Here is a 22,819-nt window from a genome sequence, read left to right on the forward strand (position 1 = left end):
CCTGTCCGAGGTTTAAATGTGAAAGCTGAATTCTAGCAGCTCAGACGGATTGTCAAGTATGAAAGCGGGTTTTGCTGCTTCAAGGGTTGAGCGGTCGTGCCAGCCCCAGCTGACTGCAACGGGAATAGCTCCGGCTTCACGGGCCTCATTAAGGTCTCCTGAGGTGTCGCTGACGAAATAACAGGGCTGGTCTGGGTGCTGTTTCATCACTGTCCGGATTTTGTCCGTCTTGATGACGCCTTGCTCCATTCCCATAACTTCCCTGAAACACCCGATATTCTGTTTTGTCAGGAAATGTTCTGCCGCTTCGGTAAAGTTGGAGGTGATCAGGTAAAGGGGGTAGTGTTGAGCAAGGTGCTGAAGACTTTCACTGACGTCAGGAACAGAAGGGCACTCTTTCATAAACTTTAAGTGGGCGAGCCGCGCGCTATTCAAAAAAGCGGGCTGCATCCAGTCACCGGGGATTTGCTGGCCTAGCTTTTTGAAGAAATTGCCTTCAAAGAGGGCGAGAATTTGCGCTTCAGTCGCGAGGTTATCTGCGCCCATTTTGATCAGGATCTCTGACCAGTAATTGAAAAAGGGTCGCCAGGAGTCGGCAATCACGCCATCCATATCAAAAAGAATCGGGCAGGACATAAAAGCTCCAGTAGTCAGAGGGTGTTGCTCAATAAATGGAGAATACTTTCCTGTTACTTGTTTTGCTCCGATCGCAAACGGCCATTGAGCATCTCGACGGCCAGTGAAAACGCCATGGCAAAGTAGATGTAGCCTTTCGGGATATGAAAGTCCAGAGCTTCTCCTATCAAAGAGACACCCACCAGAACCAGAAAGGAAAGCGCTAGCACTTTGAAGGAAGGGTGGTTGTTGACAAATTCTCCAACAGGCGCCGCTGCAAGCATCATAATGCCTACCGAAATAACAATGGCGGTAATCATAACCCAAAGGTGTTCTGCCAGCCCTACTGCGGTGATGACTGAATCCAGGGAGAAAACAATATCGATGAGGGCAATCTGGATAAGAGTTATAGCATACCCTCTTGGTTTAAGGTGAGGTCCTTCATCTTCGCCGGGTTCAAGAGCGTCATGGATCTCATGAGTGGCTTTGGTGAGCAGAAAGAGCCCGCCACCGAGAAGAATCAGGTCCCGACCGGATAGGGCATGGTTGAACAGATGGAATAGCGGGGCAGTGAGTGTCATGATCCAGGTAATGGAGAGTAGCAGGAGGATCCTTGTGAACATTGCCAGTAATAGTCCCAGTCTGCGGGCATTGTTGCGTTGATGTGCAGGCAGTTTGTCGACAACGATTGTAATAAAAATGATGTTGTCGATGCCCAGAATAATCTCCAGGACGGTAAGAGTTGCCAGAGCAATCCAGGGCTCTGGGTTCAGGAAAAGTTCAGTCATTGTTTTATCGTATTAGCTCTATCGTACTAGCCGTTCATGCCGGGACACTACTCCCTAAGCTACTCATAGGTAATATCGGTTAAAAGTAGACGAGACTGAAAGCATCTAAAGAATGTTTTGGCCCTTGTCCGTTTGACAGGTTCAGCCAGCATTACGATTAATCAGTCCGGAACGATGTTTTTGGTCCCCCGGGAAATAGTGGCAGTCATGTTTCAAAGGCGTTGAAATGACACAAAAAGTCTGAGGCAGGTGAAACAGAGGAGGTCTGAAAGCCGATAATAGCACCGGCTTTCAGGAGGCTGCTTAGCGGTCAGATACCGGAATAAAATCTCTGGAAGTTTCGCCGGTGTAAAGTTGGCGCGGACGACCAATGCGGTATTCACCGCTGATCATTTCATGCCAGTGAGCAATCCAGCCCGGTGTACGACCGGTTGCAAAGATTACAGTGAACATCTCTGTTGGAATGCCCAGAGCTTTCAGAATGATACCGGAGTAGAAGTCCACGTTCGGATACAGCTTCTTCTCAACGAAGTATTCGTCTTCCAGGGCGATCTTTTCCAGACGCTTGGCGATCTTGAACAGAGGATCGTCTTCCAGGCCCAGTTCGCTCAGTACTTCGTCACAGGTCTGCTTCATAACCTTGGCACGTGGGTCAAAGTTCTTGTAGACGCGGTGACCAAAGCCCATCAGACGGAAGGGATCGTTTTTGTCCTTGGCGCGGTCAATGAACTCATCGATGTGTTTCTCATCACCGATTTCATTCAGCATAACCAGTACCGCTTCGTTGGCACCACCGTGAGCCGGCCCCCACAGAGCTGCAATGCCAGCAGCAATACAGGCGAATGGGTTGGCACCACTGGAGCCTGCCAGGCGCACAGTCGATGTTGAAGCATTCTGTTCATGGTCTGCATGCAGCAGGAAGATACGATCCATGGCACGAGCCAGAACTGGATTAACTTCGTACTCTTCACAGGGCGTAGCAAACATCATATGCAGGAAATTGCCACCGTAGCCCAGATCGTTGCGCGGGTAGACGAACGGCTGTCCGATGGAGTATTTGTAGGTCATAGCTGCCAGGGTTGGCATCTTGGAAATCAGGCGATAGGCGCAAATTTCACGGTGACGTTCGTTAGTGATATCCAGTGAATCGTGATAGAAGGCAGAGAGAGCGCCTACTACGCCGCACATCACGGCCATAGGGTGAGCGTCGCGACGGAAGCCGGAGAACAGGTCTACCATCTGTTCATGAATCATGGTATGACGCATGATGGTGTCTTCAAAATGCTTTTTCTCCTTCCTGTTGGGAAGTTCACCATAAACCAGCAGGTAGCAGGTTTCCAGATAGTCAGAGTGCTCAGCAAGCTGCTCGATAGGGTAACCACGGTGCAGAAGCACACCCTTTTCACCATCTATGTAAGTGATCTTTGACTCGCAGGAAGCTGTAGATACGAAACCGGGGTCGTATGTAAACAAACCGTTGGCAGTCAGGCCGCGAACATCAACAACATCTGGGCCGAGAGAGCCCGTATGTACAGGAAGTTCCAGTTGTTTGCCGTCAATCGAGAGGGTTGCTTTCTTTTCAGCCATCATAGGCTCCTGTCTTGCCGTTTATTCTGCCGTTATCTTAGTCTCGGACCCAAATTATTGTGCTCACAGAATAAGTTTTTTTATGGTTGGGCCCCTTTCACGGTTCGACCACTATAGGGCCAGAAATCTGTTTGTCAAACATGTGTGTCGTTGAAAAAGTCTGCGCAATAAACTCAGAGGTCTATAGTAAATTTGCTTAGTGGGTTAATCAATTGTAATTGAAAACCGAACTGTTTATACTTCACAGCCGAAGTCGTGGAGGGCTTCATGAGGGGGGGTGAGAAGAGAACGTTAACAACAATTAACGCGGTTTCTTAGCCTGCAGTCAGGGTGGCCTGTTCAGGTAAACCTGATGATAGAGGGCATGATCCCGAGTAGGTCATAACCTCTGGATAATGTTGCTGATTCAGCTGTGCACGCCTCGGGCGTTGGGACAAAAAACGTGAATAGCAAAAGACCTGTCAATCTAGACATAACCACAATCAAACTACCTCTGCCAGCTTATACCTCGATCCTGCACAGGATTTCGGGCATATTGCTATTTGTCGGAGTTGGTTTCCTGCTGTATGCACTGGACCTGTCGCTGTCTTCGGAACAGTCCTTTGCGAAACTGAAAACACTCATGTCGGGTGGCCCGGTCAAATTTATTGTCTGGGTGCTGCTTTCCGGTCTGATTTACCACTTTGTTGCAGGTGTCAAGCATCTGTTAATGGATGTGGGTGTAGGTGAAGGTAAAGAGTCAGGCAAGGCTGGTGCGATCATCACCATTATTCTGTCGGCTGTATTGATTGTGCTCGCGGGGGTGTGGGTATGGTAACCAATATTACCAACTTGTCTCGAAGTGGACTTTACGACTGGATGCTGCAGAGACTGTCTGCCATTATTCTGGCTGCCTATACGCTGTTTATAGGCGGCTATGTTCTTGTAAATCCCGGTCTGGATTTTCAGCAGTGGAATGGTCTGTTCGAACAGGCCTGGGTTAAGGTGTTTACCTTGCTTGCCATTCTGTCCATTGCTGCCCACGCCTGGGTAGGGATGTGGACTATAGCCACTGACTATCTGAATGCCCGTGCATTCGGAAGTAAGTCTGTTCTGATTCGTTTCCCCTTCCAGCTGATCTGTTTTGTTGCAGTATTCAGTTACATCGTCTGGGGCATTCAAATTCTCTGGGGGAATTAATCTATGTCGGCTCTACGTACACTGACTTACGACGCCATCGTAATCGGCGGTGGTGGCGCTGGCATGCGCGCTGCACTGCAACTGACTCAGGCGGGTATCAAGACGGCCTGTGTAACCAAGGTATTTCCAACCCGCTCTCACACTGTGTCTGCACAGGGTGGTATTACTTGTGCTATTGCCAGCGCAGATCCACAGGATGACTGGCGTTGGCACATGTTCGATACTGTAAAAGGCTCTGATTATATCGGTGATCAGGATGCTATCGAATACATGTGCTCGGTAGGTCCCCAGGCTGTTTTTGAGCTGGAGCACATGGGGCTGCCTTTCTCGCGTACAGAGGAGGGTCGTATCTATCAGCGTCCATTCGGTGGTCAGTCCAAAGAGTTCGGTAAGGGCGGTCAGGCTGCCCGAACTTGTGCCGCAGCTGACCGCACAGGTCACGCTCTGCTGCACACCCTCTATCAGGCCAATCTGAAAGGCGGTACTACTTTTCTGAATGAATGGTACGCTGTTGATCTGGTGAAGAATCAGAATGGTCAGGTGGCCGGTGTTATCGCGATTTGCATGGAAACGGGTGAGTCCGTTTATATCAAATCCAAAGCGACTGTTATGGCTACCGGTGGTGCCGGGCGTATCTATGCTTCCACCACCAATGCGTTGATCAATACCGGTGACGGAATTGGTATGGCTCTGCGGGCCGGTTTCCCAATGCAGGATATGGAAATGTGGCAGTTCCACCCGACCGGTATTCATGGTGCGGGGGTTTTGGTGACTGAGGGTTGCCGTGGTGAAGGTGGTTACCTGATCAACAGTGAGGGTGAGCGCTTCATGGAGCGTTATGCGCCCAACGCAAAAGATCTGGCTGGTCGTGACGTAGTAGCCCGTTCCATGATTCTGGAGATTTTGGAAGGTCGTGGCTGTGGACCTGATAAGGATCACGTTCTGCTGAAGCTGGATCATCTGGGTGAAGAAACTCTCAATCTGCGTCTGCCTGGTATTTGTGAACTATCCAAGACATTTGCACATGCAGACCCGGTTAAGGTGCCTGTTCCTGTAGTACCAACCTGTCACTACATGATGGGCGGTATCCCGACTAACGTGGGTGGCCAGGCTTTGTTTCCTGATGCTGAAGGCAATGATCAGGTGGTTGAAGGCCTTTACGCCTGTGGTGAGGCTGCCTGTGTATCCGTTCACGGTGCTAATCGTCTGGGTGGTAACTCTTTGCTGGATCTGGTGGTGTTCGGTCGTGCAGCAGGTATCCAGATAGAGAAAAACCTGAGAGAAGGTTTTGATGGTGTTGATGCTTCTGGTAGTGATATTGAGGCCGCCATGTCTCGCCTGGATCGTCTGAATCAGTCCAGTAGTGGTGAAAAAGTTGCTGACGTTCGTAAGGATCTGCAAAACACCATGCAGCTTTACTTTGGTGTATTCCGTGAAGGCGATAGCATGCAGGAAGGTCTGAAAAAGCTGAATGAGCTGGGTGAGCGTCTGGAGAATGCTCATCTGGAAGACAAGAGCCAGGCGTTCAATACAGCGCGTATTGAAGCACTTGAGCTCGAGAACCTCTATGAAGTAGCTTATGCTACTGCGGTTTCCGCCGAAGAACGTAAGGAATCCCGTGGTGCACACGCTCGTAACGATTTTACCGAGCGTGATGATGAAAACTGGTTGGCGCATTCCCTATACTTTCCGACTGAAAAACGGGTCGGCAAACGTCAGGTTAACTTTGCACCAAAGACCATGGACGCTTTCCCACCGAAAGCCAGAACCTATTGAGGAGGAGGCAGGAATATGTTGGGTAGTTCGTTAAGTGTTAGCGTCTATCGCTACAACCCGGAGGCTGACTCCAAACCTTATATGAAAGACATTGAGGTAGATATTCCTGAGGGCAAAGACCTGATGGTGCTTGATGTATTGAACCTGATCAAGGAGAAGGACGAAACACTGGTGTATCGCCGTTCCTGTCGCGAAGGTGTTTGTGGCTCGGATGGTATGAGTATCAATGGTACCAATGGTCTGGCTTGCGTAACCTCCCTGTCGGAAGCCATGGGCAGCAAGAAAAAGTTGATACTACGCCCGCTGCCGGGTCTGCCAGTCATCCGTGACCTGATCGTGGATATGAGTCTTTTCTACAAACAGTACGAAAAGATCAAACCGTTTCTGATCAATGAAGAGCCAGCACCGGCTATCGAACGTCTGCAGAGTCCTGAAGACCGTGAGAAACTGGATGGCCTGTACGAGTGTATTCTCTGTGCATGCTGTTCTACCGCCTGCCCATCTTTCTGGTGGAACCCTGACAAGTTTGTCGGCCCGTCCGGTCTGCTGCAGGCGTATCGCTTTCTGGCTGACAGCCGTGATACTGCGACTGAAGAGCGCCTTGCAGATCTGGATGATCCATTTAGCGTGTTCCGCTGTCGAGGCATCATGAACTGTGTTGCTGTATGTCCAAAAGGTCTGAATCCAACCAAAGCTATTGGTCATATTAAACAGATGCTATTTGATAGTGCCACCTGATCTGGTACCTTAGCAGACTGATGCCAATAAACAGGCAACAGAGGTCTCTTATATTGCTGCATAAGAGGCCCACTGGAAGGAATGGCTGTTGGGGGCGAGCTTTCAGATATAAGTTGAGGCTGGTCCCTTGGCATGAAATGTGCGCGTACTGTGTGTGCGTACGTTTTTTTCTATCAGCAGCATCTACACTGATTCTCAAATTAAAGATTCGGAGGCTGATACCAGAGTTTTGGAGAAGCGAATGATCCGAAGTGGAATTTCTTGCTATAGTTGCACTGTCGCACGAATTAGGTGGAACTGTAGTTTACTCTAGAGTCTGGCTGACTACTGACCCCATAACCTAATGACGGGCAGGGCAGGCAGGTTTTAATAGCGGGGCGGCCGGTCGATCACCGGTCTATCTGTGGGGTTTGAATAAGCGGGGGAGGCGAAAGTCCCGGTTTTCAGCGTTTTGCCTGTCAGGAAAATGGACAGCAGGCCACAGTGCGACTCTCATGATTAGACAGCCCTTCATTCACGGGGTAGTGATGATGCAAGAAGGTGTGATGCAGCAAATGTGGGATACCTCACATATTTCCGGGGGGAATGCTGCATACGTCGAAGAACTATACGAACAATTCCTTCGTGACCCGAATTCGGTCTCTGAGGAATGGCGTGATTATTTTGAAAAACTTCCTCAGGTCAACGGTGGTGGTCCGGACGTGCCTCACTCGACCATTCAGGAGAATTTTGTCTTGATGGCGCGTCAGCGCCAGAGCACCCGCCCAATCGAAGCCGGAACCATTTCCAGTGACCATGAGCGTAAGCAGATTCAGGTACTGCGTCTGATCAGTGCTTTTAGAATCCGGGGGCACCAACAGGCCCGAATCGACCCTTTGGGTTGCATGCAGCGCGAACAGTTTCCCGATCTGAGTTTAGAGTATCACGGGCTTAGTGAAGCAGACCTGGACACTGAATTCCAGACCAGTACCATTTTCATCGGTAAAGAGCGTGCGGTACTGCGTGAGATTATCGATTCCCTCGTGGCGACCTACTGCGGTTCGATTGGTGTTGAATACATGCATATCGTCAACACTGAAGAGCGTCGCTGGTTTCAAAGCCGCATGGAAAGTGTACGGGGTCGACCTGAAGTGGGCTTTGAAGGTCGACAGCATCTGCTGGAGCGTCTGACAGCCGCAGAGGGTCTGGAAAAATACCTGGGTACCAAATACCCGGGCACCAAGCGGTTTGGTCTTGAAGGAGGGGAATCCCTGATTCCTATGCTGGACGAAATTATCCAGCGTTCTGGTTCTTATGGTGCCAAGGAAATCGTCATCGGCATGGCTCATCGTGGGCGCCTGAATGTATTGGTTAATATTCTCGGAAAGAACCCCTCCGAACTGTTCGACGAGTTCGAAGGCAAGAAGATGGCCGACACCGGCTCCGGTGACGTGAAGTACCACCAAGGCTTCTCATCCAACGTCATGACACCGGGTGGAGAAGTTCATTTGGCACTGGCATTCAATCCATCTCATCTGGAAATTGTTTCCCCTGTGGTAGAAGGCTCTGTTCGTGCCCGTCAGGATCGTCGTAACGATTCAGCCCGTGGTCAGGTTATCCCGATTGCCATTCATGGTGATGCGGCTTTTGCCGGCCAGGGGGTTGTCATGGAAACCCTGCAGATGTCTCAGACCCGAGCCTACAAGACCGGTGGTACTCTGCATATTATCGTCAACAATCAGGTGGGTTTCACTACCAGTAAACAAGAAGATGCCCGTTCTACTGAGTACTGTACGGATGTAGCCAAGATAGTGGGGGCTCCTATTCTCCACGTGAACGGTGACGATCCTGAAGCCGTTCACTTTGCAACCAAACTAGCGCTGGATTACCGAATGGAATTCAAGCGCGATGTTGTTATTGACATGGTCTGCTACCGTCGTCGTGGTCATAACGAAGCGGATGAGCCTTCTGGTACTCAGCCACTGATGTATCAGATTATCAAGACTCACAAGACAACCCGAGATCTGTATGCTCAGAGACTGGTGGAAGCTGGCGTCATGGATGCAGAGCAGGACAAGGTGCTGGTAGACAGCTACCGTAATGCTTTGGACAATGGTGGTCATGTTGTTAAATCACTGGTAAAAGAACCCAATAAAGAGCTCTTTGTTGATTGGGCACCTTATCTGGGTCACGAGTGGACCGCGCGTCACGATACTCGCGTAGCTTTGGCTACTCTGCAGGGGCTGGGTCAGAAGCTGTGCAAGGTACCTGAAGGTTTTGTCGTTCAGCGACAGGTCAGCAAGATTATTGATGACCGTCTGAAAATGGCTGCAGGTGCGCAATCCATTAACTGGGGTGCGGCAGAGACACTGGCTTACGGTACCCTGATTATGGAAGGTCATCCGGTTCGTATTACCGGTCAGGATGTTGGTCGAGGCACTTTTTCCCACCGTCATGCTGTATTGCACAATCAGAAAGACGGCTCTACCTATGTACCCCTGGCCAATATTTCCGAAAATCAGCCTGCCTTCCAGATCTGGGACTCCCTGCTGTCTGAAGAAGCAGTACTGGCTTTTGAATATGGTTATGCGACCACAACACCAGGCGCATTGGTCATCTGGGAAGCCCAGTTCGGTGACTTTGCTAACGGCTGTCAGGTTGTTATCGACCAGTTTATCACCAGCGGCGAGCACAAATGGGGCCGTCTCTGTGGTCTGACCATGCTGTTGCCTCACGGTTATGAAGGTCAGGGTCCAGAGCATTCATCAGCCCGTCTTGAGCGTTACCTGCAACTGTGTGCTGAACACAATATTCAGGTTTGTGTGCCTACCACTCCGGCTCAGGTGTTTCACATGTTGCGTCGTCAGGTGCTGCGCCCGCTTCGCAAGCCATTAATCGCTTTTACACCGAAAAGTCTGCTAAGGCACAAGCTGGCGGTTTCCACTCTGGAAGAGCTGGCTGAAGGGAGTTTTCAGACCGTCATTCCAGAGGTTGACGAGCATGAAACCGGCGATATCACCCGCCTGATCATGTGTAGCGGCAAGGTTTTCTACGATCTGCTTGAGTACAGACGTGCAAATGAACTGAAGAATACAGCGATTATTCGTATCGAACAGCTGTATCCTTTCCCTCAGGATGACTTGGATGAGGTGATTTCCCGCTATCCAAACCTCAAGGATGTTGTCTGGTGTCAGGAAGAGCCCATGAACCAGGGCGCTTGGTATTGCAGTCAGCATCATATGCGACGTGCTCTGGATAATCACACTAATAATCTGCGTCTGGTTTACTCAGGTCGTGAAGCATCAGCGGCACCCGCTTGTGGTTATATGTCCAAGCATGTTGAAGAACAGCAAAAGCTGGTAGAAGACGCTTTTAACGTATAATTGATGATGCCCCGGTAGCTCCCGGGGCGATAGGTCGCAACCCCGAAAGGATCCATAATGGCCACTGAAATAAAAGCACCAACATTTCCGGAATCTGTCGCTGACGGTGTGGTTGCCACATGGCACAAGAAGATCGGAGAAGCTTGCTCTCGTGATGAGCTGTTGGTTGATATTGAGACCGATAAGGTAGTATTGGAAGTCGTCGCTCCAGCCGATGGTATGCTGAAAGAGATTCTCAAAAACGAAGATGATACCGTTTTGAGCGAAGAAGTTATTGCCATTTTTGAAGCCGGTGCGGCGGCTGCGGCTACCGCTCCGGAGGCTGAATCAGCGCCGGTAGTTTCTGATACAAATGTAAGCGCAGAAGAGCCAATCCTGAGCCCGGCCGCCCGTAAGATCGCTAATGAAAAAGGCATTGACCCGGCGGCCATTTCCGGTACAGGTAAAGGTGGTCGCGTCACCAAGGAAGACGTCGTTCGTCATGCAGAGCAGCGGCCAGCTCCAACACCTGCAGCTCAGGTTTCTTCAGCGCCCAGGGTAGAAGCTACTACTCCGGTTTTTGCTGGCGAACGCACGGAAAAACGTGTACCAATGACACGTCTGCGTGCTAGAGTTGCTCAGCGTCTGATAGAAGCGCAGCAGACAGCCGCCATGCTGACCACGTTCAACGAGGTCAACATGAAGCCGGTAATGGAACTGAGATCTCGTTATAAGGAACAGTTCGAGAAGCGTCACGGTATCCGTTTAGGGTTTATGTCCTTCTTTGTCAAAGCCTGTGCTGAAGCCCTGCGTCGATATCCTGCAGTGAATGCCTCTATTGATGGTAATGACATCGTTTACCACGGCTATCAGGATATTGGCGTGGCAGTCTCCAGCGATCGTGGTCTGGTTGTACCTATTCTGCGTAATGCTGAAAACATGAGTCTGGCTGACATTGAGGCGAAAATCCGTGAATACGGTAAAAAAGCTCAGGGTGGCAAGCTGGATATTGAGGACATGACCGGAGGAACCTTTACTATTTCCAACGGCGGTGTGTTTGGTTCGCTCTTGTCTACACCGATTCTGAATCCACCTCAGTCCGCAATTCTGGGTATGCATAAAATTCAGGAGCGCCCCATGGCCGTCAACGGTCAGGTGGAGATTCTGCCCATGATGAATCTGGCTCTGTCCTATGATCACAGGTTGCTGGATGGCAAGGAAGCAGTCACTTTCCTCGTTACCATTAAGGAACTGTTGGAAGATCCAGCCAGAATCCTGTTGGAATTGTAAGTGTTCATGGGTTTTGCGGCGGCTCAAAAGGCCGCCATTCTCATTTTCTTGGAATAGAAGATATGGCAAATCAGTTTGACGTCGTTGTCATCGGCGCAGGTCCTGCAGGTTACGTTTGTGCAATTCGTGCTGCGCAGCTGGGTCTCAAGACTGCGTGTATCGAAAAGTGGACTGATGACAAAGGCAAGACAGCCTTGGGTGGAACCTGTCTGAACGTAGGTTGTATTCCCTCAAAGGCGCTGCTGGATAGCTCTCACAAGTTTGTTGAAGCACAGAAAGACTTTAAGCTGCACGGTATCAATCACTCCGGTGTTGAAATGGACGTGCCGCAAATGATCGCTCGCAAGGACAAGATTGTTAAGACTCTGACTACCGGGGTTGGTGGTCTGTTCAAGGCAAATGGCGTAACTCTGCTGGAAGGAGCTGGTAAGGTACTGGCGAACAAGCAAGTTGAGCTGACCAAGGCTGATGGTTCTGTTGAAGTTTATGAAGCGGGCAATGTTGTTATTGCAACTGGCTCCCGTCCGGTAGAAATTCCTCCAACTCCGACTGATGGTGATCTGATTGTTGATTCCACCGGTGCCCTGGAGTTTCAGGAAACCCCCAAGCGTCTGGGTGTCATCGGTGCCGGTGTTATTGGTCTGGAACTGGGTAGCGTATGGGGGCGTCTGGGCTCTGAAGTGGTAGTTCTGGAAGCCATGGATCGTTTTCTGGCGGCTGCCGACGAGCAGATCTCTAAAGAATCCATGAAGATCTTCAAGAAGCAGGGGCTGGACATCCGTCTGGGTGCCCGCGTCACGGGTTCTGAGATCAAGGGTAAGGAAGTACACGTTACCTATGCGGATTCAAACGGCAATGAACAAGTTGTTGTATTCGATAAATTGATTGTTGCTGTAGGTCGTCGTCCATATACCGAAAGCCTGCTCGCTGCAGATTGTGGTGTGAACATGGATGAGCGCGGCTTTATCTTTGTAGATGATCATTGTGCAACTGACGTACCGGGTGTATATGCGGTTGGTGACGTCGTTCGTGGCCCAATGCTGGCGCACAAGGGCAGTGAGGAAGGCATCATGGTTGCCGAAATCATTGCTGGCCAGAAAGGCCATATGAACTATGATCTGGTTCCTTCTGTGATCTATACCCACCCTGAGATTGCATGGGTAGGCAAGACCGAGCAGGAACTGAAAGCCGAAGGTGTTGATTACAAATCAGGTACCTTCCCGTTCGTCGCCAGTGGTCGTGCTCTGGCGGCTAACGAGACTGAAGGCATGGTTAAAGTGATTGCAGACAAGGCAAGCGATCGTATTCTGGGTGTACATGCAGTAGGCCCGAGCGCTGCTGAACTGGTTCAGCAGGGTGTTATTGCCATGGAATTTGCTGCCAGTACTGAAGATCTGGCTCTGACCATCTTCTCTCATCCAACACTGAGTGAAGCTCTGCACGAGGCGGTTCTGGCTGTAGACGGTCATGCGATTCATATTCCTAATCGCAAGCGTCGCTAACTGAAAGTCTGAGGGCTGGTCCGATTTTGATGAGTCAGTCGGACAGGCGCCAGACCAGGAAGTTAATTTCGACACCTGAGGGGTCGAAATAAAAAAACCTTTTATCCACGGATGTGGGTAGGAACTTGATTAAAACAACAATGGTAGCTTCAGTATGAATCTCCATGAATATCAGGGCAAGCAGCTGTTTGCTGAATATGGCCTGCCGGTATCCAAAGGTATTGCCTGTGATACACCGGAAGAAGCAGCTGCGGCCGCAGACCAAATTGGCGGAAATCAGTGGGTTGTTAAAGCACAGGTTCATGCAGGTGGTCGCGGTAAGGCTGGCGGTGTAAAGCTGGTCAGCTCCAAGGAAGAAATCCGTGAATTTGCTGAAAAGTGGCTAGGCAAGAACCTGGTCACTTACCAGACAGATGAAAATGGTCAACCGGTTAGCAAGATTCTGGTAGAAAACTGCACCGACATCGCTCAGGAGCTTTACCTGGGGGCTGTTGTGGACCGTTCTACCCGTCGCATCGTTTTCATGGCTTCCACTGAAGGTGGCGTAGAAATCGAAAAGGTGGCAGAAGAAACACCAGAGAAGATTCTGAAGGCTACAGTCGATCCTTTGGTAGGCGCTCAGCCCTATCAGGGGCGTGAACTGGCTTTCAACCTGGGTTTAAACGCTACCCAGGTTAAGCAGTTCACCAAGATCTTCCTGGGTCTGGCCAAACTGTTCCAGGATCTGGATCTGGCTCTGTTGGAAATTAATCCACTGGTTATCACTGAAGCTGGCGATCTACACTGCCTGGATGCCAAGCTGAACATCGATAGCAACGCCCTGTACCGTCAGCCCCGCCTGAAGACCATGCATGATCCTTCTCAGGAAGACGCTCGTGAAGCTCACGCTGCTCAGTGGGAACTGAACTATGTAGCTCTGGATGGCAACATCGGTTGTATGGTAAACGGCGCTGGTCTGGCTATGGGTACCATGGACATCGTTAAGCTATCCGGTGGCGCTCCTGCTAACTTCCTGGACGTGGGTGGCGGTGCCACTAAAGAACGTGTCAGTGAAGCATTCAAGATCATCCTGTCTGACGACAGTGTTAAAGCGGTACTGGTTAACATCTTTGGCGGTATCGTTCGTTGTGACCTGATTGCTGATGGCATCATCGGTGCGGTGAAAGAGGTCGGTGTTGAAGTGCCTGTGGTTGTTCGTCTGGAGGGCAACAACGCTGAACTGGGTGCTCAGAAGCTGGCTGAAAGTGGACTGGACATCATCGCTGCAAGCAGTCTCTCCGACGCTGCAGGCCAGGTAGTAAAAGCAGCGGAGGGTAAATAAGAATGAGCGTCCTGATTAACAAAGAGACTAAAGTAATCTGCCAGGGCTTTACTGGTTCTCAGGGGACTTTTCACTCTGAACAGGCTATTGCTTATGGTACTCGGATGGTCGGTGGTGTCACTCCGGGTAAAGGTGGTCAGGAGCATTTGGGTCTGCCTGTATTTAACACTGTCGCTGAGGCAGTGGCTAAAACTGGCGCTGAAGCTTCCGTCATCTACGTACCTGCTGCTTTCTGTAAGGATTCCATACTTGAGGCTGCCAACGCCGGCATCAAGCTGATTGTTTGTATCACTGAAGGTATTCCTACTCTGGACATGCTGGAATGCAAGGTTCGTTGTGACGAGCTGGGTGTTACCCTGATTGGTCCTAACTGCCCGGGTGTCATCACACCGGGTGAGTGTAAGATCGGTATCATGCCAGGTCACATTCACCAGCCTGGTAAAGTCGGTATTGTTTCCCGTTCCGGTACCCTGACTTATGAAGCAGTTAAGCAAACCACTGACTTTGGTTTCGGGCAGTCTACCTGTGTTGGTATTGGTGGTGATCCGATTCCCGGGTCCAATTTTATCGACATTCTGAAGCTGTTTGAGGAAGATCCGCAGACAGAAGCGATCGTTATGATCGGTGAAATAGGTGGTACTGCTGAGGAAGAAGCGGCTGCTTACATCAAAGAGAACGTAACCAAGCCCGTTGTTTCCTACATTGCCGGTGTTACTGCACCCCCGGGAAAGCGTATGGGGCACGCAGGTGCGATTATCTCTGGTGGCAAGGGTACTGCTGATGAGAAGTTTGCTGCTCTGGAAGAAGCCGGTGTTAAAACCGTTCGCTCACTTGCAGAAATTGGTCAGGCACTGAAAGAGAAAACAGGCTGGTAAGAGTCTGACCCGGTCAGCTTTAAATGATTAAACGGCTCATCTCTCAGGAGGTGGGCCGTTTTGTTTTGTGCGCTGAGTATCGCGCGTAGCGCCAAATGGCGCTGTTCCGTTACGCACTGTGGCGGCTCGATGACTGGGTGGTGAAAGTTCATTGTCAGTCTGGCAAGGGTTACCTCGGGAGGTCTGCCATCCTGCCACAGGCTACCAGTGTCGTGAGGCATTGCGATGGGGCGGCAGAATTCAGAAGAAGTCGTAGTAGCTTTGTTACCTCAAGCTGAAGGACGGAACAGGTTAAATGGATTGAGAGCCGATGACGACAGGAGCAGCAGTAAAGTCTGTTGAGATGCAGACACTCAGTGCAAAGTGGGTCGATCAGCCTGTTGAATTTGGAAGTCAACCACTGAGGCAGCTCGACGCTGAACACGACGTTGTACGTGCATGGCAACTGGTCTGATGGATCATCGTCGCTCCCGGTTGCAGGCTATGAAGGATCGGCGCCGAATCTCAGTAAGGCTCATCAAACTCTCCTCTTTAGTAGCACAAGAAGCGATCCTGTCCCGCCTTCTGAAGGCGGTGCTGAGCAGAATGCCAGAACTTCCGGAAGCTGCCGTAGCCAGTGATTGACATGGCTTTTCAGTGTGTTTTGACGATTTGCACTACGGTGTGATTTGCCGTGGATAATTCGAACGCACTGCATGCCTTCATTACGACAGAACAGCAGGAAATCTGATACCAGTTCCCTGGCCTCCTCAATCTTGTAGCCGTGAAGATCCAGTTGATACTGGATGGGTAGTGATCCCTGACGTAATTGACGCATGCGGGTATGTTGAATGCCTGATCTGCTGAAATCCAGTTTTTGCTCTGGTTCAATGGGTTCGATCCAGGCTTCCGACAGGGCGGCACCTTCAGGTTTGTTTTCCATCTGGGCTGCCCGTCGACGGGCCCTGAGTGTGCAGTCCGGGACGGTGGTCGGTTTCCTGAGCTCTACGGAGCGGTTGGCTTTCTTTAATGGCCGCACGTCCACCATGGCCTCTTTAAACAGGCCTTCCTGATCTTCATTATCGTCTTCGGTCATTGCTCTGAGCTCATCTTTAAACAGGTTTTTCAGCTCCGGGGAGTTTGAAATACAGGGTATTCTATCCTGTATTACAGCCTGACAATACTATGGCAGGCTGATCATACCCGTTTGCGGCGAAAAAGTGGTTCTTTGCCTGTGCCCGAATATGCTACCTTATGACGGTTTTGCAGGGGAGATCCTGATTGTGCTTCCTGAGGAGAGAGTGTGACTGAAATCAGTGAGATGCATACTGGCGAGCCATACTGTGCCAACGAGGCTTATGGTGGCCTGGTCAGTATTCGGGACTTCATTCGCTGGGCTGCATCACGATTTAATGAGGCCGAGCTGTTTTTCGGGCATGGCAGTGATAACGCTCTGGATGAAGCTTTCCATCTGGTTTTTCAGGTATTGCAGTTACCTTGGGAATTACCGGAACCTTACATGGATTGCCGACTTTCCCTGACTGAGCAGAAGAGAGTGGCAGAACTGATCGAGCGCAGAGTTTCAGAACGCAAGCCCTTGGCTTACCTGGTCAACCGGGCCTGGTTCTGCGGTCGACCCTATTACGTTGATGAACGGGTATTGGTGCCTCGTTCACCGATAGCCGAACTGATTCAGCAGCAATTGCAACCCTGGCTGGGGGATATCCGGGTCGAAAAGGTGCTGGATCTGTGTACGGGTTCCGGTTGTATTGGTATTGCAGCGGCTCATGAGTTTCCAGAAGCCACGGTCGATTTGCTGGATATTTCGGAAGATGCCCTGGAAGTGGCTGGCATCAATATCGATAGTCATGAGCTCTGGGGCAGGGTTCAGGCCATTCGTTCTGATCTTTTTGAAGCGATAGACCATGCTCCGGAAAAGCCGAAGTATCAGTTGATTGTCAGCAACCCGCCCTATGTGGATGCTGAAGATATGGCAGATTTTCCGGATGAGTTCGGCCACGAACCGGAGCTTGGTCTGGCGGCGGGAGAAGATGGTCTGGATATGGCCCGCGTAATTTTGGCTCGTGCCGCTGACTTTCTGGATGAGAAAGGGCTGTTGGTTCTGGAAGTGGGTAACAGTCATTGGGCTTTGAGAGATGAGTACCCTGCTGTGCCCTTCATCTGGCCAGAGTTTGAAACAGGCGGGCATGGCATCCTGATACTGGATGCCGGGAACTGTCGTAAGTATCAGCCTCTGTTTAGCAGCCGTGAGCGAAGAAAGCAGGCTTAAACAGCCATGAGTGACTGAAACCTTATTCTGGAAAAAGGTTTCAAAGTAAAGCATTAAACCCCTGACGGCAGCAACGACAGACAACCGTCAGAGGAGGGGGAAGTCAAAATGGCAGGCAATAGCATTGGCCAACTGTTCAAGGTTACAACCTTTGGTGAGTCCCACGGTATTGCCCTGGGCTGTATAGTGGACGGCTGTCCTCCGGGCATAGCTCTGAGTGAAGCGGATCTGCAGAAAGATCTTGATCTGCGTAAGCCCGGTACCTCCAAATATACGACACAGCGTCGTGAGCCGGATCAGGTTAAGATCCTGTCTGGTGTTTTTCAAGGCAAAACTACCGGCACACCCATTGGTTTGCTCATCGAAAATGTGGATCAGCGCTCCAAGGATTATTCCAATATCATGGATCTTTTCCGTCCAGGCCATGCTGACTATACCTATACCCATAAATACGGTTTTCGTGACTACCGGGGTGGAGGGCGTTCTTCTGCTCGAGAAACCGCCATGCGTGTCGCAGCCGGTGCGATTGCCCGTAAATATCTGCAGAGTCAGGGCGTCGAAATTAAAGGTTATCTGTCCCGGTTGGGCACGATCAGTATTGACAAGATTGACTGGGATGAAGTTCGTAATAATCCTTTCTTCTGCCCGGATGCGGATAAAGTGCCCGCCATGGAGCAATTGATCGACGACTTGCGTCGTGAGGGTAATTCCACCGGTGCCAAAGTGACCGTGATGGCTACCGGCGTGATGCCGGGACTGGGTGAGCCTGTCTTTGACCGACTGGATGCCGATTTGGCTCATTCTCTAATGAGCATTAACGCCGTTAAAGGTATTGAGATAGGCGATGGCTTTGAGTCTGTGGCACAGAAAGGTACAGAACATCGCGATGAACTGACGCCTGAAGGTTTTCTGTCCAATTCTGCTGGTGGTGTTCTGGGAGGTATCAGCTCGGGTCAGGATATTGTTGCTCATATTGCCCTGAAACCCACTTCCAGCATGACTGCACCTGGCAAGAGCATCAATATGCAAGGTGAACCGGTTGATGTGGTCACAAAGGGGCGTCACGATCCTTGTGTCGGTATTCGTGCCGTACCCATTGCTGAAGCCATGATGGCGATCACCCTGATGGATCACCTGATGCGTCATCGAGCTCAGAATGCTGATGTTGTCAGTCCAGCTCCGGTTATTCAAGGTTAGACCTGAATAATCTGGTACCCGGGCTCGGGGGCTTCCTTATACACGGTTAACACCTGTCAGTGGCTTACTATTTCCCAAACTGGTTGATGTCTTCGGCATCCCAGGCGTAGTTAATCCAGTAATCGTGAATGTCCTCTCCGGTGAAGAAGTGGCTCAACTTCTCTGGCAGGGTGCCTTTCTTTTCTTTCAGTTTGTTATGAACGACGAATGCGGCAAACTCAGTTTCAGGGTGTGTTTCATAAAGGTGGTTTAGCGTGAACTGAAGTGTGGTTCTTTCATCATCGACTTCGTCAATGACCAGAACTTTTTTCCCGTCGAGGTGGGTGCCTGTTTCCAGCCACTGAAGTTTGACCGGTGTCTCTGAAGGTGCAGTACCTGTCTCGTCGCTATAGCGGGAGAGGGATACAATCAGAATCGGTTTGTTGATGTAAGTGCGCATGATGCGTGCCGGAATCAGACCACCGCCACCAATGGCCAAAAGGTAATCAGGCTCAAATCCAGAGGCTTTGATCTTTTTCGCTGAGGCGCAAATGGTGTTATGGATATCGTTATAGGTGAAATTATATTGCTCCATGAGCACTTAAACCTTTAGATGAAGGAAGGGTCTGTTGACAGACCAATAAAACTGGAGCCGGGAAGGATAGGCGATTTACTGCCGATAAGCCAAGTAGGGCTTTCCACTGTAGCAGTGAGAGGCCATCCTGTTTGAGAATGGCCTCTCCGGGAGATCAGGATGACGTGGCCGGTGTGTACATGGCTTCAATTTCTTTGCGGAAACGTTCCATAATGATCTTTCTGCGTAATTTCAGCGTTGGCGTGATCTCTCCCATTTCGATGGAGAATTCACGGGGTAGCAGGGTGAACTTCTTAACTTGCTCGAATCGAGCCAGCTCTTCCTGAATGTGATCCAGCCGACCCTGAAACATGGCCTGGATATCGGCATTGTGGATCAGGTCCATTTTGTTTTCATAATTCAGGTTAATGCTTTTTGCGTATTCTTCCAGTGCTTCAAAGGCAGGAACAATCAAAGCAGAAACATAGTTTTTGGCATCAGCAATGATGGCGACCTGTTCAATAAAACGATCCTTGCCCAGTGTGCCTTCTATGTATTGGGGGGCAATATACTTGCCGTTGGACGTTTTCATTAGCTCCTTGATGCGTTCGGTAATACGCAGCTGACCTGTTTCATCGATCAGACCTGCATCGCCGGTTTTTAACCAGCCGTCAGCGTCAAAGGTTTTGGCTGTTTCATCCGGTTTTTTGTAGTAGCCGCGCATCAATGTCGGTCCTTTCACCAGAATTTCGCCTTCCTGTCCGATTTTAACTTCAGTGCCGGGAAGTGGTGTGCCGCAGCTGCCAAACCGGTAACCGGTATCGCGGAAGCAGGTTACCGTCGCCGTGGTTTCAGTCATGCCATAACCTACTTTGACATTGATGCCCAGGGCGTGGAAGAAACGGTTGATGTCGTCATCCAGTCGGGCACCGCCACAGGGCATGAAACGAATGCGCCCACCCAGCTTCTCCTTGATTTTGCTGAACACCCTTTTATCGGCGAGCTGGTTCAGGCTTTCCAGATAGGCAGGTACTGTTTTGCCCTGGCGCTTCAACTCCATAGTGGTGCGACCGACCTTCATGGCCGTTTTGAAAATAAAGCGTTTAACCGGAGAACTCTTTTGGATCATAGTGTTCACTCCGGTATAAATCTTTTCATAGAAGCGTGGTACGGCACAGACGACTGTTGGCTTTAGCGCTGGCAGTACCTCTGCAATTCTGGTCGGATCTTTGAGGTAACAGTTAACAGCTCCCCGGGTCAGTACATAATAACTCCAGGCCCTTTCAAAAATATGGCTCAGAGGCAAAAATGCAATGGATACATCGGTGTGATCAATATGAATCAGAAGATCGTGTGACTCAAAAGATGCGCCGATGCTGTTGTAATCCAGCATAACGCCTTTTGGTTGACCGGTTGTACCTGAGGTGTAGATCAAAGTGTAGAGGTCGTCCAGAGACTGATTTTCCAGACGTTCCGTCAGTATGTTGGATTCGGCAGGAGCACTGGCCATAAAGTCACTGAAATACAGAGCCTGACTGCAGTTTTTCAGATCAGTCCGGGAGTCAAATACAATGACTTTTTTCAGGCATTCGCACGTGTCCAATAGTTTCAGTGCGCCATCGAACTGCTCCTGTTCGCCGACGAACAACACGGAAATCCCGGCATCTTCAATAATGTAACGAGCCTGCTCAGCGGTATTGGTTGGGTATATGGGCACGGTGACGCAGCGTGTTTGCAGAATGCCCAGATCAGCAATAGTCCATTCAGGAAGGTTCTGCGACCAGATTCCGATATTACTTTGAATGGGCAGGTTATCTTTAAGCAAACAGCGGGAAACACAGTCGATCTTTTCTCCCAGCTGTTGCCAATTCATGGATTGCCATTGATGGTTTTCAGAGAAACGAATAGCCGTTTGACTGGAATGGTTACGTGAGCGCTGACGAATCAGGCTGATAAGGTGCGACGGAGGATGGTCATTCATTGGCAAGCAATATAAATATTATGGAAGTGACTGTTTTTCGCAATTCAAAAAAACGACACCTTCTGCTTATGGCTGATAATATCAAGCATTAAACAGATGGAAGCCAGTCTTCAATGGTTTCGTTTGCGGCGAAGAATACTACAGGAGTATCAATAAATACTATTTGATTTGCATCAGTTTTTCGAAACGCTGACAGTGCAGTTAAGTGCTGATCTCCTGACACGATCTTTATTGAACGGTCTGGTTATCCTTTCAGAGGTCAGGAAGACCCGTTGGGGGTGAAAGGATATCCAGACAGACAGGATGTAAACTTGTCAATGTTTCCAGAATGCTGGAGTAAAGAGTACCAGAACGGTAATAACTTCCAATCTGCCCAGCAGCATTCCCGCGCTCAGTAACCACTTGGCTGTATCAGGCAGCGATGAAAAATTGCCTGCTGGTCCGATGATATCTCCAAGTCCGGGTCCAACGTTGGTGACGGCCGTCATTGCACCGCTTAGGCTGGTGACAAGATCCAGCCCCAGCAGGCTCAAAAGCAGGGTGAGAATGGTGGTCAGAAGTACGAAAAAGAAACAGAAAGCGATCAGGGATCTCAATATGTCGCTGCTGATTTGATGGCCGTTATAACTTTGTACAAAACAGGCCCTGGGATGAGCCAATTGTTTCAGTTGAATCCCCAACAGGCGTGCACCAATCTGAAAACGGAAAACTTTTATTCCGCCTGATGTGGAGCCTGAACAACCGCCAATACCCGTCAGGCAAAGAAACAGGGTGGCTGCAAATCCTCCCCAAAGGGTGTAGTCCGTCAATGCATAACCTGTCGTGGTGATAACAGAAACGGTATTAAAGGCAACCAGGGTCAAAGACTTGAACAGAGAATAGTCACTGTTGATAAACAACCAGAGAGTGAAAAGCCCCCAGAGTATTATCAGGAACTTGAAATAAGCCTGTACCTGATTATCTCTCAGCATCGAGTGAGGATCCCCCCTGAGGAATTTGACAAACAGAACGAAGGGGAGAGAACCACAAATCATGAACACTATAGCAACCCAGTGAATGAAAGGGTTTTGGAACTGAGCCATAGAGTTGTCGGAAGTTGAGTAGCCCCCGGTGGAAAGAGTGGTCATAGCGTGATTGATGGCTTCAAAGCCAGTCATGCCTCCCAGAAAATAAAGATACGCACAAAAAACGGTCATACCCAGGTAGATACAAACAATACGCTTGGCGATGCTGCCTGAGCGAGGCATGGCCTTGTCTGACCAGTCGGAAGACTCGCTTTGGAACAGGCGCATACCACCCACTTTCAGGAAAGGCAGTACCGCAACAGCCAGAACAATAAAGCCAATGCCACCCAGCCATTGAAGCAGTGAGCGCCACAGGAGCACCCCGGTATTCATCTGGTCAAGTCCACTGAGCACGGTAGAACCGGTTGTTGTAATCCCGGACATGGTTTCAAAAAATGCGTCGGTATAACTGATATCCAGTTGTATATACAGAGGCAGGGCTGCGAAGGCACTCATTGTGAGCCAGGAGGTATTGGTCAGCAGGAAGATTTGTCTTGGGTTGAGATTGAATTCTGGTACACGACAAAAGTAGTAAAGCGGTGCACCTGCCAGCAGGGTGATCAGGGCCGACAAAGTGAATGAATAAACCCCTTCCGCGCCAATAACGAAATCATGCAGGGCTGGCAGTAGCATCAGTACTGATAACATCACCAGAAACAGGCCTATGACGAGGAGAACGGGGCGGAAATTCATGGTTGTTTTTGTTTAATTAGTTAAACATCGAACTATTACACTTGAAGGAT

The 22,819-nt window shown here is 50.1% G+C and carries 19 protein-coding genes; 12 read left to right on the top strand and 7 right to left on the bottom strand.

Annotated elements, in window-relative coordinates; translation table 11 throughout:
* Positions 1-12: 12 nt before the first annotated feature.
* From KBW69_RS18130 to gltA, 3 genes are all read right to left on the bottom strand, one after another.
* Entirely contained in the window at positions 13-636 is a 624-nt protein-coding gene (locus KBW69_RS18130) for an HAD family hydrolase (protein WP_257254651.1), read from the bottom strand.
* Positions 637-689: 53 nt separating this feature from the next.
* A complete protein-coding gene (locus tag KBW69_RS18135) occupies positions 690-1,403 on the bottom strand; it encodes a TerC family protein (RefSeq protein ID WP_257254650.1) in 714 nt (237 codons plus the stop codon).
* Positions 1,404-1,706: 303 nt separating this feature from the next.
* The gene (gene gltA, locus KBW69_RS18140) at positions 1,707-2,990 is read right to left on the bottom strand and encodes a citrate synthase (RefSeq protein ID WP_257254661.1); all 1,284 of its coding nucleotides are present in this window, start codon (positions 2,988-2,990) and stop codon (positions 1,707-1,709) included.
* A gap of 442 nt (positions 2,991-3,432) precedes the next feature.
* Here gltA and sdhC point away from each other — a divergent pair, with 442 nt between their 5' ends.
* The 10 genes from sdhC to KBW69_RS18190 all read left to right on the top strand — a co-directional run bounded on the left by sdhC (position 3,433) and on the right by KBW69_RS18190 (position 15,466).
* Positions 3,433-3,807, top strand: coding sequence for a succinate dehydrogenase, cytochrome b556 subunit (gene sdhC / locus KBW69_RS18145; protein ID WP_257254649.1), 375 nt, complete (start codon positions 3,433-3,435; stop codon positions 3,805-3,807).
* Positions 3,801-4,169 (top strand): succinate dehydrogenase, hydrophobic membrane anchor protein, encoded by a 369-nt coding sequence (gene sdhD, locus KBW69_RS18150; protein ID WP_257254648.1) that lies wholly within the window; start codon positions 3,801-3,803, stop codon positions 4,167-4,169. Before sdhC ends, sdhD begins: the two co-directional genes overlap by 7 nt.
* A gap of 3 nt (positions 4,170-4,172) precedes the next feature.
* A complete protein-coding gene (gene sdhA, locus KBW69_RS18155; protein WP_257254647.1) occupies positions 4,173-5,945 on the top strand; it encodes a succinate dehydrogenase flavoprotein subunit in 1,773 nt (590 codons plus the stop codon).
* Between the two features lie 15 nt (positions 5,946-5,960).
* Positions 5,961-6,683: a succinate dehydrogenase iron-sulfur subunit gene (locus KBW69_RS18160; RefSeq protein WP_257254646.1), complete on the top strand. Its 723-nt coding sequence runs from the start codon at positions 5,961-5,963 to the stop codon at positions 6,681-6,683.
* Between the two features lie 530 nt (positions 6,684-7,213).
* Positions 7,214-10,045: a 2-oxoglutarate dehydrogenase E1 component gene (locus tag KBW69_RS18165; protein WP_257281773.1), complete on the top strand. Its 2,832-nt coding sequence runs from the start codon at positions 7,214-7,216 to the stop codon at positions 10,043-10,045.
* A 57-nt stretch (positions 10,046-10,102) separates the two neighbouring features.
* The gene (odhB, locus tag KBW69_RS18170) at positions 10,103-11,314 is read left to right on the top strand and encodes a 2-oxoglutarate dehydrogenase complex dihydrolipoyllysine-residue succinyltransferase (RefSeq protein WP_257253930.1); all 1,212 of its coding nucleotides are present in this window, start codon (positions 10,103-10,105) and stop codon (positions 11,312-11,314) included.
* Positions 11,315-11,376: 62 nt separating this feature from the next.
* A complete protein-coding gene (gene lpdA / locus KBW69_RS18175; RefSeq protein WP_257281763.1) occupies positions 11,377-12,816 on the top strand; it encodes a dihydrolipoyl dehydrogenase in 1,440 nt (479 codons plus the stop codon).
* A 154-nt stretch (positions 12,817-12,970) separates the two neighbouring features.
* The gene (sucC, locus tag KBW69_RS18180) at positions 12,971-14,137 is read left to right on the top strand and encodes an ADP-forming succinate--CoA ligase subunit beta (RefSeq protein ID WP_257254494.1); all 1,167 of its coding nucleotides are present in this window, start codon (positions 12,971-12,973) and stop codon (positions 14,135-14,137) included.
* A gap of 2 nt (positions 14,138-14,139) precedes the next feature.
* A complete protein-coding gene (gene sucD, locus KBW69_RS18185; RefSeq protein WP_257254493.1) occupies positions 14,140-15,012 on the top strand; it encodes a succinate--CoA ligase subunit alpha in 873 nt (290 codons plus the stop codon).
* Between the two features lie 310 nt (positions 15,013-15,322).
* A complete protein-coding gene (locus tag KBW69_RS18190) occupies positions 15,323-15,466 on the top strand; it encodes a hypothetical protein (protein ID WP_257254491.1) in 144 nt (47 codons plus the stop codon).
* Positions 15,467-15,529: 63 nt separating this feature from the next.
* On the opposite strand, the gene KBW69_RS18195 is transcribed toward KBW69_RS18190, so the two are convergent.
* Positions 15,530-16,087 carry a Smr/MutS family protein gene (locus tag KBW69_RS18195; protein WP_257254490.1) on the bottom strand — a complete coding sequence of 186 codons (558 nt, stop codon included), beginning with the start codon at positions 16,085-16,087 and terminating at the stop codon, positions 15,530-15,532.
* Between the two features lie 207 nt (positions 16,088-16,294).
* Here KBW69_RS18195 and prmB point away from each other — a divergent pair, with 207 nt between their 5' ends.
* Together prmB and aroC are read left to right on the top strand one after the other, a co-directional pair.
* Positions 16,295-17,281 carry a 50S ribosomal protein L3 N(5)-glutamine methyltransferase gene (gene prmB / locus KBW69_RS18200; protein WP_368736495.1) on the top strand — a complete coding sequence of 329 codons (987 nt, stop codon included), beginning with the start codon at positions 16,295-16,297 and terminating at the stop codon, positions 17,279-17,281.
* 108 nt (positions 17,282-17,389) lie between these two features.
* Positions 17,390-18,478, top strand: coding sequence for a chorismate synthase (gene aroC / locus KBW69_RS18205; protein WP_257254489.1), 1,089 nt, complete (start codon positions 17,390-17,392; stop codon positions 18,476-18,478).
* A 67-nt stretch (positions 18,479-18,545) separates the two neighbouring features.
* On the opposite strand, the gene KBW69_RS18210 is transcribed toward aroC, so the two are convergent.
* The 3 genes from KBW69_RS18210 to KBW69_RS18220 form a co-directional block, all read right to left on the bottom strand.
* Complete coding sequence (locus tag KBW69_RS18210; RefSeq protein WP_257281764.1) at positions 18,546-19,052, bottom strand: phosphoribosyltransferase; 507 nt, start codon at positions 19,050-19,052, stop codon at positions 18,546-18,548.
* 154 nt (positions 19,053-19,206) lie between these two features.
* Positions 19,207-21,012 carry a long-chain fatty acid--CoA ligase gene (locus KBW69_RS18215; protein ID WP_257281765.1) on the bottom strand — a complete coding sequence of 602 codons (1,806 nt, stop codon included), beginning with the start codon at positions 21,010-21,012 and terminating at the stop codon, positions 19,207-19,209.
* 314 nt (positions 21,013-21,326) lie between these two features.
* A complete protein-coding gene (locus KBW69_RS18220; RefSeq protein WP_257281766.1) occupies positions 21,327-22,769 on the bottom strand; it encodes a TrkH family potassium uptake protein in 1,443 nt (480 codons plus the stop codon).
* Positions 22,770-22,819 lie beyond the last annotated feature (50 nt).

It is taken from the genome of Endozoicomonas sp. ISHI1, from assembly GCF_024606225.1.
In the GTDB taxonomy this organism is placed as follows: Bacteria; Pseudomonadota; Gammaproteobacteria; order Pseudomonadales; family Endozoicomonadaceae; genus Endozoicomonas_A.

What these genes read in the sequence shown, in the direction of transcription:
- KBW69_RS18130 (WP_257254651.1), bottom strand. Translation starts at nt 636, where the DNA reads ATGTCCTGCCCGATTCTTTTTGATATGGATGGCGTGATTGCCGACTCC.
- KBW69_RS18135 (WP_257254650.1), bottom strand. Translation starts at nt 1,403, where the DNA reads ATGACTGAACTTTTCCTGAACCCAGAGCCCTGGATTGCTCTGGCAACT.
- sucD (WP_257254493.1), top strand. Translation starts at nt 14,140, where the DNA reads ATGAGCGTCCTGATTAACAAAGAGACTAAAGTAATCTGCCAGGGCTTT.
- sdhD (WP_257254648.1), top strand. Translation starts at nt 3,801, where the DNA reads ATGGTAACCAATATTACCAACTTGTCTCGAAGTGGACTTTACGACTGG.
- KBW69_RS18215 (WP_257281765.1), bottom strand. Translation starts at nt 21,012, where the DNA reads ATGAATGACCATCCTCCGTCGCACCTTATCAGCCTGATTCGTCAGCGC.
- KBW69_RS18220 (WP_257281766.1), bottom strand. Translation starts at nt 22,769, where the DNA reads ATGAATTTCCGCCCCGTTCTCCTCGTCATAGGCCTGTTTCTGGTGATG.
- KBW69_RS18165 (WP_257281773.1), top strand. Translation starts at nt 7,214, where the DNA reads ATGCAAGAAGGTGTGATGCAGCAAATGTGGGATACCTCACATATTTCC.
- KBW69_RS18190 (WP_257254491.1), top strand. Translation starts at nt 15,323, where the DNA reads ATGACGACAGGAGCAGCAGTAAAGTCTGTTGAGATGCAGACACTCAGT.
- sucC (WP_257254494.1), top strand. Translation starts at nt 12,971, where the DNA reads ATGAATCTCCATGAATATCAGGGCAAGCAGCTGTTTGCTGAATATGGC.
- lpdA (WP_257281763.1), top strand. Translation starts at nt 11,377, where the DNA reads ATGGCAAATCAGTTTGACGTCGTTGTCATCGGCGCAGGTCCTGCAGGT.
- sdhA (WP_257254647.1), top strand. Translation starts at nt 4,173, where the DNA reads ATGTCGGCTCTACGTACACTGACTTACGACGCCATCGTAATCGGCGGT.
- KBW69_RS18195 (WP_257254490.1), bottom strand. Translation starts at nt 16,087, where the DNA reads ATGACCGAAGACGATAATGAAGATCAGGAAGGCCTGTTTAAAGAGGCC.
- KBW69_RS18160 (WP_257254646.1), top strand. Translation starts at nt 5,961, where the DNA reads ATGTTGGGTAGTTCGTTAAGTGTTAGCGTCTATCGCTACAACCCGGAG.
- odhB (WP_257253930.1), top strand. Translation starts at nt 10,103, where the DNA reads ATGGCCACTGAAATAAAAGCACCAACATTTCCGGAATCTGTCGCTGAC.
- gltA (WP_257254661.1), bottom strand. Translation starts at nt 2,990, where the DNA reads ATGGCTGAAAAGAAAGCAACCCTCTCGATTGACGGCAAACAACTGGAA.
- KBW69_RS18210 (WP_257281764.1), bottom strand. Translation starts at nt 19,052, where the DNA reads ATGGAGCAATATAATTTCACCTATAACGATATCCATAACACCATTTGC.
- aroC (WP_257254489.1), top strand. Translation starts at nt 17,390, where the DNA reads ATGGCAGGCAATAGCATTGGCCAACTGTTCAAGGTTACAACCTTTGGT.